A 16325-nucleotide genomic window follows, 5' to 3' on the forward strand; every position below is an offset into this window, starting at 1 on the left:
ATGTCTTTGAAATCGTTGGCCGCCCTAGTTTTTGCAGCGTATGTCAATTACAAAAACTCAAAATGGATTTCAAACCCCATCAAAGCGCAAGAAAAGGTCTTTCGAAAACTGCTGTCAACGGCGGCACACACCCAATTTGGCAAAGAGCATCATTTTAAGGAAATCACTACCTACAAAGATTTTTCAGAAAACGTTCCGATTCGTGATTATGAAGCACTCAAACCATACATCAATAGCATAATTGACGGTTGCAGTGGTGTGCTATGGCCTGGTCAACCGATATACTTTGGCAAAACATCGGGTACCACCTCGGGGGCAAAATACATTCCCATAACTTCAGAGTCCATTAAAAATCAGGTAAGAGCCTCTCGTGACGCCATTTTAAATTACATACACAAGACCGGGAATTCTGATTTTGTGGATGGAAAAATGATTTTTCTACAGGGGAGTCCCGAACTCCAAGAAACCAACGGTATCAAAACAGGGCGCCTTTCAGGAATCTCTGCCCACTACGTGCCAAATTACTTGCAAAACAACCGCTTGCCCAGTTGGGAAACCAATTGTATTGATGATTGGGAAACCAAGGTCGAGGCCATTATCAAAGAAACCGAAAACGAGAACATGACCGTCATAGCGGGCATTCCCTCATGGGTTCAGATGTACTTTGAACGGTTAAAAGAAAAGACGGGCAAAGAAATCGGAGAGTTGTTCAAAAATTTTCAACTCTATATCTACGGGGGGGTCAACTACGAACCGTACAGGGCCAAGTTTGAGGGCCTGATTGGCCGAAAGGTGGACAGTATTGAACTGTTTCCGGCAAGCGAAGGGTTTTTTGCGTATCAAGATTCCCTAGACGAAAAAGGGATGCTGTTGCTGGTCGATGCGGGAATCTTCTATGAATTTGTGAAAGCTGACGAATTTTTTGAAGAAAGCCCAAAGCGGTTGACCCTGGCAGAGGTTGAGCTGAATATCGACTATGCCATAGTCATCTCTACCGATGCCGGGCTTTGGGCCTACAATCTAGGAGATACCGTTCGGTTTATTTCTAAAAGTCCCTACAGGATAATCGTTTCAGGGCGTATCAAGCACTTTATCTCGGCTTTTGGCGAACATGTCATTGCGAAAGAAGTTGAAGAAGCGATGTCGTATGCTTTGTCGAAATCAAATGGCTGTAAGGTAAACGAGTTTACCGTGGCACCACAGACGGATCCTGAAGATGGAGAACTGCCCTATCACGAATGGTTTGTAGAGTTTGAGACGCTTCCCAGAGATATACAGGCCTTTTCAGGGGATTTGGATGCCTCAATGCAAAAGCAGAACAGTTATTATTTTGATCTGTTGGAGGGCAAAATCCTCCAACCTTTAAAAATCACCCCCGTCATGAAAAACGGATTTCAAGATTACATGAAGTCCGTGGGCAAACTCGGCGGCCAGAACAAAGTGCAACGCTTGTCAAATGACAGAAAGTTGGCCGAGGGGCTTCAACCGTACCTGACGGCAAAATAGGCCAGGGCGACCAATCAAGTATTTGCTGTACTTTTGTGCTGAAAATGATTGAGACCAAAGTCAAAGAGACCACCCGGGCGCAAGAATCGACAAACGCGATAGAGCGGCTGTACATTACGATGCGTCATCTATTGAACCGTGGTTTTTATAAACCTTCTGGTGTTTCGGGCAATGCTTTGCGCAATGCGCTTCTGCTGTTGCGCCCCGAAATCTACGGTTCGGTCGCAGAAGAAAAAGCAGAGCTGAACGGATTGATCTATGTGCTTGAACGGCTTCCTGAAGGTATCGAACAATGCAGGTATATCAATCTGACCTCCGACGAAGGATTTTCAAAATCACACCTGACGCCCATCATTCCCCCGAAAAGAAGAAGAAACTGCTATCGCATCGACGAAGAGCAGATGAACATTGAGATTACCAGGGGCCGGTCTGATATCTATGACATTTTGACCCATTTGACTTTTTTGTTCATTGAATCAGACAAGATATGTGACAGGGTATTCATTGAGGAAAGCAACACAACGATTCGCGATTGGCAAAAACTTGAAACATTTATTTCAAAAGAAGAGCGAACCGATACTGAGCGAGAGGTCGTATTGATCCATGTGGCCAATATTTTGGGAAGAACGTTTGAAGAGGTGACTGAAATGCACCGAAAGTTGGCCAAAAAAGAGAACCAAGACCGATTTTTGAATGTGGTGTATTGGCTGGGTAAACTGGCTCTTGAAGAGGTCACTACCGGCAACAAACGAACCATAACGTTCAGTCCGTTGTTGCGTGAACGCCTTGGCCATCATATACATGGCGAGCGGTGGGCAGATACCATCAAAACCACATTGCATGAAAACGGCTTGCTGAATAGGCCTGTTCATATCATCAGTGCGAACATGCACAGCGTGATGAACACCCTTTTTGCGAAAAAGGCCCTGAAGAAAGAATTTCCGAACAACCCCAGTCTTGACATTTACGAGGCGTTGAGTTCAACAAAAAATGGCCCTTTGCGCAAAAAGGTAGAACAGCATGCAAAGAAAAACGGAATGCTGTTCATTGATGACAAATCAGGTGCAAATATCGATGTTCAGATATTCGATGTCGCCAAATTTGGCGAGGGAGCCTGCTGCTATGAGTTTTCAGGTACGGATAGGGCACGGCAAAAACCCATTATATTTGTGATGGATTATGCTTTCGGCGAACAAGCGTATGAAACCATAGATGAATTGTTGAAACCCATTGAAATTGAGGGACAAAAACAATTTTTGAATGTCGAATCAATATCAATAATGGGAAAAGCAGGTATTTTAGAAGGGGGCAAGGGAGATTTAATGATTCCCACCGCCCATATTTTTGAAGGCACTGCTGATAATTACCCATTCAAAAATGAATTGGGCACAAAAGATTTTGAAGGTTGTGGCCTAAAAGTCATGGAAGGGACCATGGTGACCGTTTTGGGCACTTCACTTCAGAACAAGGATATTCTCCGATTTTTCTATGAGTCTACGTGGAATGTTATAGGATTGGAAATGGAAGGGGTGCATTACCAAAAAGCGGTTCAGTCCGCATCAAAAATACGGAACAGTATAAAAAAAGACGTAAAAGTTCGCTATGCGTACTATGCGTCCGACAATCCATTGAAAACGGGAAGTACCTTGGCTTCAGGCGGTCTCGGTACCACAGGTGTAAAACCCACATATTTGATAACAGACAGAATTTTAAAACAAATATTTAGCTGATAATGGCAGATAACGCTCAAAAAACTTCGAATAGTTCAGATGAAATTGATTTGGGGCAGTTGTTCCAGATGATTGGTAATTTTTTCAATCGGATTTTTAGAGGTTTCCTCAGGTTCTTCCTTTATATCAAAAAGAACTTTTTTATCCTTCTAGGATTGGTAATATTGGGTGTTGCTGTCGGATTTGGACTGAAGCAGATTTCTTCTGAGAAAATGAAGACAGAGGTTATCGTGCGCCCAAATATTGAAAGCAAAGATTATCTCTATGATGTGGTTGCAGAGATACAGGCGAATATCAAAGCCAAGAACCGAGCATTTTTTGAACCACTTGGTATAGATATAGAAAAACTTAAAGGATTTGAGGCTAAGGTTGAGTCACTAGGGGATAAAAACAGCAAACTCGAAGATGAGTTAAAGTATTTGGAACTGTTAAAAGGTTTGGATATCTCTAGAGAAGTGGGAGATGTCATCAAAGATGAAATATTGAGCCGCAACTCACTGAACCATAAAATCACATTCTTTTATAAAGATGGAACTGGAGGACATGAAAGCGCAAAAAAACTGATGGAGTACATCAATTCAAACCCATATTTCAATGAGTTGATTGCAGTTTATCTTGATAATGCCAAAGACCGTATTCAAAAGGATACAGAACTAATCAAGCAGCTTGACGAACTGATTGCCCAGTATGCCGCTAATTTGGCCGCTGAAAAAAACCAACAAAACACAGGTCAAATCACATTAAGCGACGAAGAGCAAGTAGATTTGCCCGCTCTTTTTGAATTGAAGAATAATTTGATTCGTGATATCGAGGCAAAGAATGTTGAATTGAAGACCCGTGAAAATGCGATAAAAGTCATCAATTTCGGAAAGCCCCAAAAGGTAAAAATCCCATTTTTTGGAAAAACCTTGGTGTTGCTTCCATTGCTTTTTGTTGGAGGCTTCTTTCTATGGTCAATCTTAAAATATCTGAACCAAAAAGCCAGTGAGCTCAACCAGTGAGGCCTTAAAAGTATAAATGAAATTAACCGAAACAAAACTGGCCGATTGCTTTTTAATAGAGCACGATGTTTTTAAAGATGAACGTGGGTTGTTTCTTGAGTCATACAATAAAGCTGCTTTTGAAAAACTTACTGGTCTAAAAATCAATTTTATTCAAGACAATATCTCGATTTCTAAAAGAGGAGTACTAAGAGGGCTGCACTATCAAAGCCCCCCCTATGAACAAGCAAAGTTGATTACGGTATTGAAAGGCGAGGTAATTGATGTCGTGGTCGATATTCGAAAGAACAGTGACACCTTCGGGACACATCTAAAGTTCAGGATGCATGCAGATGAACGGAAATCACTTTTTATACCGAAAGGTATGGCGCATGGATTTCTAGCCCTCTCCGACGAGGTGCTATTTCACTACAAATGTGATGCATACTATAACCCAGCTTCCGAGAGCGGTATTCTATACAATGACGCTGAGCTGCAAATTGACTGGGAGTTTCTTGATGAGGCAATCATACTGTCCGACAAAGACAAGGAGCTTCCAAATTTCAATATTGCTCCCAAATGAAAAAAATTCTGGTAACTGGGGCCAGTGGGCAATTGGGATTGACCTTGCAAGAAATGGCTTTGGATTGCTCTGACCTGAATTTTGAATTCAAGACGTCACAAGAATTGGATATTACCAAAAATGAAAAAGTATCAGCAGTTTTTGAAAGCAAAAATTTTGACTTTTGTATCAACTGTGCGGCCTACACCAACGTTGAACAGGCTGAGAAAGAACCTGAAAAAGCTTTTGCGGTAAATGCTGAAGGAGTCAAAAACGTGGCGATAGCTTGTAGGGATAGTAACATCATTTTAATCCATATTTCAACAGACTATGTCTTTGATGGGGAGAAAAAAGAGCCATACCTTCCTGATGATGAACCAAATCCGATTAACGAATACGGAAGAAGTAAATTGGCGGGGGAACAACATGTGCAAGAACTTATGGAACAATTCTATATCATTCGCACCTCTTGGTTGTATAGCAAGAAATATGGAAAAAACTTTTATCGAACCATTTTAGGTAAAGCGAAAAAAGGTGAAACTTTAAAAGTGACCGATGAGCAAATAGGGCGCCCCACTGATACGGCTTCACTTTCAAAGTTTTTGATTGAAGAATTGGTGTTGGGTAACAAACCATTTGGCATTTATCACTTCACCGATGGGAAAACCATGGCTTGGTATGGGTTTGCAAAAAAAATACTTCTAGAGAATGGTTTGGTACAAAAGACCAAGCTTGTTGCCGATAGGAATTATCGTACCATAGCCCCAAGGCCTAAAAATAGCAGTCTTTCGCCATAAGTAGAGTCATTATTCCTTACATTCTGTGCGGTATTCTAATTTAAATTAGGGGCTTGAGCAAAAAAACAGAAAAATGCTCGGCTTAATAGGAGAAATTACATGTATCGGTTAAATTTTGAAAGCTGCACACACGTAATTTTTGTGGATTGCGAAAAATCTTGACAAATTAACAGATTGCAAAAGGAAGGAATGTTCAATTTCATACTTGAAGATATTTTATACATTACTATTCTAGTTGTTTTATTGCAAAACCTTCATGATTTACATCAAATGTTTGGGTTTTGTTCTGCTAAGATTGGCTTTCAAAGGATGAAAGCCACTGCAATTGGAATCACCAAATAACTTGCTTAAGTGTTTTGAGTGTTGATATGAATAAACTAGTATTGCATTTTTATAGAATCATAACCACGAAAATATACCACAGCGAAGAAGCTTTTTTCGAAATAAATGAGTAAAGGGAAAGCACTTATTCGAAATACGGCCATCTATACTTTTGGAACCTTTGGCTCTAAAGTGTTGATCTTTCTATTGGTGCCTTTGTTCTCTTTTTATTTAACAGCAATTGAGATGGGGCAATATGACATGATCCTTATTTCAGTAAGCTTGGCTGTACCCCTAATTACTTTACAGATATCGGACGCGGCCTATCGATGGATTATTGATTGTAAAGAATCTGAGATTCGCCTAAGGCAGGTGGTGACATCGGGGTTTGTACTGGTTTCTGGGTTTTTGATTTTGGTATGGCTACTAGCTTTGGTAATAAGTCTTTATTGGGAAATACCTTATTTGTGGTATTTCGTTTCTATGGTATCCGCTACCGCCTATTTCACGTATTTTCAACAGGTTATTCGTGGAATGGGGTTCACAAAATTTTTTGCTCTATTTGGTATTCTGCAATCTTTTTTGATTTTAGGGCTTTCTCTTTTCTTTCTTCTAGTATTGGATAAAGGTTTAGAAGGTATTTTAATTGCCAACATACTTGCAGTTTTGCTTACTTCGGCTATCCAATTCTTCTGGAAAATTATAACAAAAATTAGATTTTCCATGTTTTCAAGGCCTGTGCTTATTTCACTGCTAAAGTACAGTTTGCCGCTCATCCCCAATTCAATAAGTTGGTGGTTGATTAATATAGTTAACAGGTATGTAATTCTTATTTTTTTATCGATTTATTATAATGGTATATATGCAATTTCAGCTCGTTTTCCAGCGATACTCATTATGATAAATTCAGTATTTATATTGGCCTGGCAAGATCAATTTATCCAAGAAAAGAAAACAGATTCAGAATTCAGCATCAAGGTGTTCGATAGGTATGTGAAATTTGAATTTGGTTTGGTATTGATATTGATATCTATCTCTGAATTGTTGGCAAAATACGCTGTTGATGATACTTTCTATGAAGCTCGTCGCTATATGCCGTTTCTCTTTTTGGCCACAGCAGTCTCTGCATTTGCCGCATATTTTGGTGCTTTTTATCTAAAACGAAAAGAAACAAAAGACCTTTTTTTAAGTACTTTGTTAGGGGGAATTGTTAATCTGGCGTTTAGCTTTGGAATGATTTCGTTCATAGGGCTCTATGCACCTGCAATTGGCACACTTATCGGATTCTTGACAGTTTTACTCTATAGGGTTCGTCAGACAAAAGATGTTGTTGCCATAAACATCACTCCTTTTTTAACTTTATTCTTGGCAAGCATTGTCATGATAGCGCTCAAATTAATTGAAAACACCGTAATAGATTTTTTTCTGATCATTACCTCACTTACTTCATTTTTTTTAATGAATAAGAAAACCTTTAAAACTATATATACATCATTATTCAATGAAATACGCATTAATAGATAATACGCACAGCTCATCAGGGCTGGTAAATATAGGAGACTATGTTCAGAGCCTTGCTGCAGCACAATACCTGCCCAAAGTTGACTTTTATGTGGAACGCGACAAGTTGAATCGCAGCGATTATGAAGAAGCAAAATTGATTCTCAACGGGTGGCATACGTACAGACCTGAAAACTGGCCCCCAAATCCGAACTTGGATGTGAAGATTATTTCATTTCACCTGAATCCAAGATTTTCCAAGGCTTTTTTTGCCAATCCAAACACGGTTTCATATCTAAAGAAAAATGGCCCAGTAGGATGCAGGGATTACAACACCATGAAACTTATGGAACAGCAGGGAATACCAGCATATTACAGTTTTTGCCTGACCACAACCCTGGATCTAAAATATAGGACAGAAGAAAAGACAGATGATATTTACATGGTTGACGTACTATACGACTATGATTATAGCCTGATTTACAAACATGATCCAAAACGTATCCTGTACCATCTATTGAACGGCAAGATATTCAAACGAATGAACTGGGTCAAAAGAAACAAAATCTTACGCCAACATATTGCACCTGATGTCTTGGAAAACGCCATCAAAGTGAAGCACCATTTTAAGAGCAATATGGATGTAGAAACAAAGTTCAAGATTACGGAAGAACTGCTTAAAAAGTATGCAGCAGCCAAATTAGTGATCACCTCAAGAATTCATTGCGCATTGCCATGCCTTGCAATGGGCACCCCTGTACTTTTTATTCTCGATGGTCTGGAAGACGAAAAAATACATTTGTCGAGGTTTAAAGGGATCCTCACGCATATCAACATTCTTTCCGCTCAGGATAAAAATGAGATAAACAAGCTCTTCGGTGAAAGAATGAATGTCGTTCATCCTGAAGAAGTGAACTGGAATGACCCACCAAAAAATCCGACCTCCTTTAAAAAATATGCTGAAGAACTCAAGAAAAGTTGTCAAGAGTTCATTTTGCAGAACAGTGAATAATAGTAAGTAGGGTGCTTTGGAAGACAAACACAAACAGCTCGTATTAAAATTGCCAAATAGTATCAGTTTTTCGAAGCTGTTGCACGACCTTTTTTTATTGCTGCCGTTTATCTGCATTCTAATAGCGGAGGCCGTGGCCATACAAAATGAAGATATTGGGTCGGCCATTAAGGCAGGCGTGGTGCTGTATATGTTTTTGTTCGTTGTGGCCAGGGGTAAATTTCCCAATATGTTCTTCAAGGTGTTCTTGCTTTTTTTGCCATTTTTTATCTGGTCACTGTTCGTATCCTTCGATTATCGGGCTGCCCTTTCAGAAGGGTTTCGGTATCTCTTCCCCTTGATTGCATTGGTTTATGGCTATGCGATTCGAAAAAAGGCCCATAGACTTATTCTGTATTTCATCTTCTTCGTTGTATTGAACGACCTGTGGCAGATCATTAACTATATCAACTGGAGTCGTGGTGTAACACAATGGTTCTATCGCTTTAAATGGGACGGCAATCGAGGGTATTTTCAGAGCAACGGTATGATCAGGGCCACCGGCTTAGTGGTTTTTTTTGGTCTTTTTGGTTTTATTAACCTCATAGCCTTCTTCATTACCAAACAGTTCTATAAGGGTAAGCAAAAAAAATTTCTGTTATGGTTGTTTGCCATTTCTATTTTTTTGAGCTTCTCCTATAAAACTATTGGTGCTTTTCTAGCGATTCTTTTTTTTGAATCAAAAAATAAGCTCAAATTGGTAGGAGGCATGTTGGTGACCTTGATTGCTGCAATTCTGATCATACCGAAACAGGTTGTGGTTTTTTGGGATAACCTGGTGCTCAGGGTCAAATTCTATATTACCGAAGGAAATTCTGCAAGAGCGGAGTCTTACCGTGTCATGTTTGAAGATATCAAGGAGTTCAATCTATTGGGTAGGGGAATAGGGTCTTTCGGAGGCCCTTCTTCGGTTGCCTATAATTCACCGGTTTACGGAGAGGTCGGTTATGATTGGTATGAGACACCCCATTTAACGACCACTGACACCTATTTTCCCCATCTTTTTGTAGAAATGGGGCTTTTTGGGGGGCTGGCTTACCTCTTGGTCATTTTTTCTCCAGTCATTCTTAGGGTCAGGATCTCAAAGAAAATCCAAGTCGTTTATTACATCTATTTTGCGATGATCTTTGATGCATTGTTTTCCTATGCTCTGAACAACCTATCATTTGTGCTCGTATCACTCGTATGGATATATCCATTGCTATACTTGTCAAGACAAAAATCAGTGTATGACTCATAAAATTCCTTCATTGCTCTTCGTCATGGTAATATGGCTTTTTTTAATTGGGATATTGTCTATAGAGTTCGCCATAGAATCTCCCAAGGAATTTTTAGTCTTGAAATACAATTGGAAAGAGAAAAGGACAACAAATACCATAAAAAAAGTTTTGGTCGATTCCATGTCACCCGACTTTTTGCGTCTGACAAATGTACCGCTGCCCGACCAACAGCAATTCAGTAATTATACCGCCTACAGTTTAGATTCTGGAAACCGAGAAAGTTACTTTCGATGCACCACCGTAGAACAGAGCGCTTCTGGCGCAGCCATCTTCAAGGGGGTCGTTTGGATAAATAGGATTCCAAGAATAGAAAAGAAGTATATGACATTAAAGACAGTAGAACTTCCTCTTTTGCAAAAAGGAAATTCGACGGTGGTTACCATAGGCGACTCACATTTCATCTGGAGAGATGCCAGATCACTTCGCAAAGAACTATCCCTAAAAAATGACAACATAAAATTTGTGGGAAGTTTCAAAGATTCATATGGCTTTCCACATGAAGCAAAAGTCTTTGACAGTTCAAAAGATTTGTTGGCCAGAATCGATGGAATACCCGATGCCGCTACCTACATCTTTTTCTTCGGAGCCCATGATAAAAATAAAGACATCAAAGAAGTTGAAACCCAAATTTGCACCATTTTTGAGAAGACTATAGAAAGAAACCCTCAATCACGTTTAGTTGCAATTACACTTCCGCCTGCCCCAAACCCAAAAGTTGAAGCGCATAATTTGCGATTTAATAGATCACTTGAAAACTGTGCATCAAAAAGCGGGGTATCCATAATAGACCTTCATCATTTGTTCGATGATGAAAGGGGGTATTTGCGAAACGATGGTGTTCATTTAAATCAATATGGAAATAACCTCTTGGTCAGGGAATTGTTGAAAGTACTGTGATGAAAGTGTGGAGAACAATCAATCAATATCTTCTTATGGGCTCGTTGTTGTTGGTGGTCATCACTTTGCCCTTTCCAAACTACAACTTCAATTCTTATGCGATAATATGTAGTTTCTCGGCGTGGTTGTCCATTGGTTCTTGGCAACAAAAATGGGAATATCTGAGAGAAAGGAAATACGCTTTCATCATACTGAGTTCGTTGTTCTGGATGGCAGTGGCAGGGGTGTTTTATTCCAATGATGTAACGGAAGCGACCAACAAGGTAGTAGAAATGCTGCCCTTTTTGATTTTCCCCCTGATTTTTTGTTCTATCGAAGTAAGGCAACCACACAAAGAAACCCTTTTACAACATTTTGGCTTTTCTGTATGTATGGCATCAGTTTTTGCTTTGGTAAAAGCCACATATTTCAAAGTGTACAATCTTGGTGATTTTTTTTACTTTGACCAACTAAAGCGGCTACTTGAAAAGCATACTACCTATTTTGCTTTATTTTGGGTGGTGGTCATAGTGTATTTTCTTCATGACACCCTTTTGGAGAGAAAAAAAATCGAAAAAAGAAATATCGCGGTCATATGTTTTGGAATCATCATGCTATACCTATTGAGCGTGCGAATTAGCGTAGTGGCCTTGGGGGCGGTCTGTATACTTTTTTTGTTCTCACTATGGAAGAAAATGAATACTGCCAAAAGAGCCATACTCATTGCCGCTTTGGTTTTGGCATCAACGGCATATCTTACGCCCAATTTCCAGAAACGGTTTCAAGGGAACGACCCTGAAAGAGTACAGATAGATGACATAGGTGCGAGAAGCACCCATTGGAAAGCGGTTATGGAAACCATTTCGCAACAGGGTATACTTTTTGGTGCAGGAACGGGTGACGGGCATCAAGGCCTATACGATAATTATTTGGTATATGGTTTTGAATCAGGTCATAAATACAAATACAATGCGCATAACCAATATCTTGAATCAATGCTTTATCATGGCACTTTAGGGCTATTTGTACTGTTGTTGACATTTGCATTTATTGTGGTTAAGGGCTTCCAAAAAAAAGACACCTTTGCATTGGCGATAGCACTCGTATGCCTATTGTTTATGTCAACCGAATCTATTTTGGTGAGGCATAGCGGCATTGTTTTGACCTCTTTTTTGTTGGCCCTGATTGCGCCTATTTTAATTGAACAGAAACCATAGAATAGTTGGAAGGTAACGCGTTGAAAAGTGAGAAGCCCATATATCTGCTCCTTGGTCCTTATACTGCGATAGGGGGCGTAAGCGTACACATAAAGCGGCTGGCAGAAATATTGGATGAAGATTATCTGTTCAAGTTCATAGACGAATCCCCACAGAAAACCCCAGGGGTGTTTCACCTAAGAAGCGGTAATATCTTAGCATATCTTAAGCTGCTTAAAAATGCTCAGGTGGTTCACATACACACGGGCATCTGGTGGCTGCGATGTATACATATTGCCATTGCCTTTCTTTTAAAAAAGAAGATATTGGTTACGATACATTCCCTGAGCAACCTGAATAAAAGGTATAAGATATCGATCACGAATGTTTTGTTGCGCCTGACGACCATTACCATAGCCGTAAGCGAAAGGATTTCCGATGCCATAAAGGTCAAAAAAAAGATAGTCTTGAATGCTTTCATACCTCCCATCATTGAAAATGAGACCGAATTGCCCGACGAAGTGGTTCAACTGTTGCACCACAATGCAAACAAAAAGACCATAGTTGCGAATGCGTTTAAACTTGTTTTATATAACGGTGAAGATCTCTACGGACTTGATTTAATGATAGAGGTTGCCAAATTGGCCAAAAAACACCAGAACGACTATAAGATCATCTTTGTTGTGGCTTCAAAAGACGATGAAAACAAAATGCTGAAGAATTATTTGGAAGCTATTTCATCTTATGGCTTACAACAGTATATCACGGTACTCAACTATCCAATTTCATTCGCTTGGCTAATAAAACGTAGCGACTTGGTGGTGAGACCGACCAACACCGACGGGGATGCCTTAACCATAAGAGAGGCATTGTTCTTGAAAACACCGGTGATTGCCTCGAACGTGGTGGCGAGACCGGAAGGCACTTTTTTATTTCAAAATCGTGATGTGCCGTCTTTGTACAGCGCAATAGAGAATGTACTAAATCAAGATAGAAAAACAGCATCAAATCAAAATACACAAGAAACCATTGCCACACTGCGCAGAAAATATATTTCTATTATAGAAACTGAGTAATTTTGCAACGGCAAACAAAAACTCAAAACCCTACCTTTGCAATCAAATTGAAAACCAGGTATGAAACAAGTCATTCAGAATTTTAAATCTGGCGAATTGTATGTAGATGAAGTGCCTATTCCTTCGCTGTCTGATCGTATGGTTCTTGTTGAGAATAAATGTTCTTTGATCAGTGCAGGAACGGAAAGGGGTACTGTAAAAGTAGCGAAAGCAAATTTGTTGGGAAAAGCCAAACAACGCCCCGATCTTGTTGCCCAAGTCATTCAAAACGTAAAAAAAGAGGGGTTGAAAGCCACCTTAGACAAAGTACTGACAAAACTTGATTCACTTAAGGCATTGGGCTATAGTACCTCAGGTGTCGTAAAAGCTTCCTTGGATAGCAACGGCCATTTTAAACCCGGTGATCGTGTTGCCTGTGCAGGACAGGATTACGCTTCCCATTCAGAAGTTGTGGCGATTCCCCAAAATCTTGTCGTCAAAATCCCGGATAATGTCAGTTTTGAAGAGGCTTCGTTTACGACCCTTGGCGCCATTGCGCTTCAGGGCGTTCGGCAAGCGGAACCTAGAATTGGGGATAAGGTTTGTGTCATCGGCTTAGGATTGCTTGGCCAGATGACAGTTCAGCTTCTAAAGGCAAATGGATGCAGGGTTTTCGGTATTGACTTGTCTCCAAACCTTGTAGATGTGGCGATGGAGAGCGGTGCAGATATGGCAATGCAAAGAGTTGATGAAAACCTATTGACCGCAGCACAGAATTTCTCAAATGGTCATGGTTTTGATAGTGTGATTATTACCGCAGCCGCACCGACCAATGACCCCATCGAACTTTCTGCTGTGATTAGCAGAAAGAAGGGGAAAGTAGTGGTCGTTGGTGCCGTTAAGATGGATGTGCCAAGAGACCCAGACTTCTATAGAAAAGAGTTGGATTTACGGATGTCATGCTCTTATGGACCCGGACGGTACGATGTGAACTATGAAGAAAATGGCATTGATTACCCTTATGGATATGTGAGGTATACCGAACAAAGAAATATGGAAACTTTTTTGGACTTGGTTTCTCAAGGTGTCTTGAAGATGTCAGACCTAATCACCCATCGCTTTGAGATATCAGAAGCTGAGCAAGCATACGACATTGTTTTAGGCAAAGTGGAAGAGCCCCATATCGGCATTTTAATTGATTATCCTGAGTCGGAAGGAAAAAAGACAACATTGGTGCCCTTGCAAAAATCCCCAAAGGTTGAGGAAGTCAATATAGGTTTCATTGGCGCTGGTAGCTTTGCACAAAGTTATTTGATACCAAATGTAAAAGCTTGGGGGGCAAGTCTAGATACAGTCGTTACTACAAAAGGAATCACTGCCAAAAACGTTGCCAACAAGTTTGACTTTCATAATGCAGCTTCCTCGGCCAGTGAAATTCTTGAAAATAACTCCATAAATACGGTATTTATCGCCACACCTCACAATTCCCATGCAACATATACGATTGAATGCCTAAAACATGGCAAAAACGTTTTTGTGGAGAAACCATTGGCTATGAATCTTGAGGAACTGGATGCCGTAAAGGATGCTTACGAAAAGAACGACGGGAGCCTTATGGTAGGATTCAATCGCCGATTTTCACCCCTAAGTGAAAGGATTAAGAAGGAGTTTTCAGGCAATGGTGAGCCAAAAGTAATGAACGCAAGAATCAATGCTGGATTTATTCCAAAAGAGCATTGGACCCAGAATCCTGAATTAGGTGGAGGAAGGGTTCTTGGCGAGATGTGCCATTTTGTTGATCTTTTTCAGTTTTTTACCGATGCCAAACCTTTGAAGGTTTATGCTGAATGCATTAAAACAAGTAATAGTGCAGTGGTCCCTGAAGACAATATTTCCATCGTTATAAGCTACGAAGATGGTTCTATAGGAAACTTGCTTTATTTGGGCAATGGTGACAAATCCCTGCCCAAAGAATTGATCGAGGTTTTCTCGGGAGGTAAAATAGGTAGGATCTTTGACTTTAGAGGGGGTTCGGTCTACAAGAACAATAAAGAGACCAAATTAAAGTTGTCGGGCAAGGGCCATAGCCAAGAGGTGAAATCGTTTTTGAATGCCTTAAAGATCCAGGATAAAGGCAGCCCTATTCCGTTTTCGTCGCTTTACTATACCACACTTACCACTTTTAAAATCTTGGATTCCTTGGCTACGGGATTGCCTCAGTATATAGATTAAATGGATGGCGAGGGACTAGTAAAGAAATCTCTAGAATCACTTAAGTCTTATTGTGAGAAAGAAGATTTCAAGGGTTGGGATCCTTATGATGGGCTCAATAGTTGGGTAACCCAACGTACATTTTTGGGGAGAATTCCCCTTTTTCGATTGGCATGGATTCAACTTTTTAAAAGAAATCCGGTAAATCTTAGAAAAGTTTTTGGCGTTCCGAAAGGGTACAATGCCAAAGGGGTTGCCCTCTTTGTCATTGGCTATTGCAATTTTATGGATATTGAACCAAACGTCGATGTCCATAAAAAAAAGGTTGAACAGCTTGCAGATATGTTGATTCAAATGCAATCAAAAGGGTATTCAGGTGCCTGTTGGGGGTACAACTTCGATTGGCAGGCAAGGGCATTTTACCAACCTAAATGGACGCCCACTGTTGTTGCCACCAGTTTTGTGGTCGAAGCACTTTTTATGGCCTACGAACGACTGGGGAAAGAAATTTACAAAAAGACTGCTTTGACAAGTGCCGAGTTTGTGTTGAAAGATTTAAATAAGACCTACAATGATTCCGGTGATTATACCCTTTCCTATTCACCATTGGATAAAACCCAGGTTTTCAACGCAGGCCTATTGGGTGCCAAGCTGCTTTCCCAATGTGCATATTATGGAGATAAAAGAGAACTCTTTGATGAAGCGAAAAAAATATGTCAATATGTATGTAAATATCAAAACCTTGATGGTTCTTGGGCCTATAGCTTGTTGATCTTCCATCAATGGATTGACAGCTTTCATACAGGGTTTAATCTTGAGTGTTTATATGCTTATCAAAACCTTTCAGGTGATGATACATTCAAAGATTCTTTTGAAAAAGGCATGCACTACTACTTGAACAACTTTTTTCATTCCGATGGAAGAGCAAAGTATTATAACGATAAAACCTATCCTATAGATATTCATGCTCCAGCGCAATTGGTGGTAACCCTGGCCAAATTGGATATGCTGAATGACCACAAGGCCTTGGCAGATAGCGTATTGGGTTGGACCATCAACAATATGCAACATGAAAACGGGTTTTTCTACTATCAGAAAAAACAAGGCGTAAGCTCTAAAATTCCGTATATGCGCTGGGCTCAGTCTTGGATGTTCTATGCCATGAGTTATTATATTTCAAAAGACGGAGATGCCTAGAGTTCATTTTTTAAAAACAGCAGTTGATAATCTTACACTTTCCGAGACATTAGAAGTTATATC

Annotated in this window: 13 protein-coding genes; all 13 read left to right on the forward strand. The window is 40.1% G+C overall.

Features of this window, described 5'->3' with window-relative positions:
- The 13 genes from AAAH86_RS07235 (at position 1) to AAAH86_RS07295 (ending at position 16262) form a co-directional block, all read left to right on the forward strand.
- A complete protein-coding gene (locus tag AAAH86_RS07235; RefSeq protein WP_343486895.1) occupies positions 1–1506 on the forward strand; it encodes a GH3 auxin-responsive promoter family protein in 1506 nt (501 codons plus the stop codon).
- A gap of 44 nt (positions 1507–1550) precedes the next feature.
- Positions 1551–3236, forward strand: coding sequence for a hypothetical protein (locus AAAH86_RS07240; protein WP_343486896.1), 1686 nt, complete (start codon positions 1551–1553; stop codon positions 3234–3236).
- Positions 3237–3238: 2 nt separating this feature from the next.
- Positions 3239–4237, forward strand: a complete 999-nt coding sequence (locus AAAH86_RS07245; RefSeq protein WP_343486897.1) for a hypothetical protein — start codon at positions 3239–3241, stop codon at positions 4235–4237.
- A gap of 16 nt (positions 4238–4253) precedes the next feature.
- Positions 4254–4799 carry a dTDP-4-dehydrorhamnose 3,5-epimerase gene (gene rfbC / locus AAAH86_RS07250; protein ID WP_343486898.1) on the forward strand — a complete coding sequence of 182 codons (546 nt, stop codon included), beginning with the start codon at positions 4254–4256 and terminating at the stop codon, positions 4797–4799.
- Complete coding sequence (gene rfbD, locus AAAH86_RS07255; protein WP_343486899.1) at positions 4796–5575, forward strand: dTDP-4-dehydrorhamnose reductase; 780 nt, start codon at positions 4796–4798, stop codon at positions 5573–5575. Before rfbC ends, rfbD begins: the two co-directional genes overlap by 4 nt.
- 447 nt (positions 5576–6022) lie before the next feature.
- A complete protein-coding gene (locus AAAH86_RS07260; protein WP_343486900.1) occupies positions 6023–7420 on the forward strand; it encodes a polysaccharide biosynthesis C-terminal domain-containing protein in 1398 nt (465 codons plus the stop codon).
- Positions 7398–8408 carry a polysaccharide pyruvyl transferase family protein gene (locus AAAH86_RS07265; RefSeq protein ID WP_343486901.1) on the forward strand — a complete coding sequence of 337 codons (1011 nt, stop codon included), beginning with the start codon at positions 7398–7400 and terminating at the stop codon, positions 8406–8408. Before AAAH86_RS07260 ends, AAAH86_RS07265 begins: the two co-directional genes overlap by 23 nt.
- 16 nt (positions 8409–8424) lie before the next feature.
- Complete coding sequence (locus AAAH86_RS07270; RefSeq protein WP_343486902.1) at positions 8425–9687, forward strand: O-antigen ligase family protein; 1263 nt, start codon at positions 8425–8427, stop codon at positions 9685–9687.
- A 52-nt stretch (positions 9688–9739) separates the two neighbouring features.
- Positions 9740–10624 (forward strand): GDSL-type esterase/lipase family protein, encoded by an 885-nt coding sequence (locus AAAH86_RS07275; RefSeq protein WP_343486903.1) that lies wholly within the window; start codon positions 9740–9742, stop codon positions 10622–10624.
- Complete coding sequence (locus tag AAAH86_RS07280) at positions 10624–11820, forward strand: O-antigen ligase family protein (protein WP_343486904.1); 1197 nt, start codon at positions 10624–10626, stop codon at positions 11818–11820. The genes AAAH86_RS07275 and AAAH86_RS07280 overlap by 1 nt, the downstream gene beginning before the upstream one ends.
- Positions 11821–11825: 5 nt before the next feature.
- Complete coding sequence (locus AAAH86_RS07285) at positions 11826–12875, forward strand: glycosyltransferase (protein WP_343486905.1); 1050 nt, start codon at positions 11826–11828, stop codon at positions 12873–12875.
- 60 nt (positions 12876–12935) lie between these two features.
- The gene (locus AAAH86_RS07290) at positions 12936–15086 is read left to right on the forward strand and encodes a bi-domain-containing oxidoreductase (RefSeq protein ID WP_343486906.1); all 2151 of its coding nucleotides are present in this window, start codon (positions 12936–12938) and stop codon (positions 15084–15086) included.
- Entirely contained in the window at positions 15087–16262 is a 1176-nt protein-coding gene (locus AAAH86_RS07295; RefSeq protein ID WP_343486907.1) for a delta-aminolevulinic acid dehydratase, read from the forward strand.
- Positions 16263–16325 lie beyond the last annotated feature (63 nt).

Origin of the sequence: Allomuricauda sp. d1, from assembly GCF_039592695.1 — a bacterium.
Lineage (GTDB): Bacteria > Bacteroidota > Bacteroidia > Flavobacteriales > Flavobacteriaceae > Flagellimonas_A.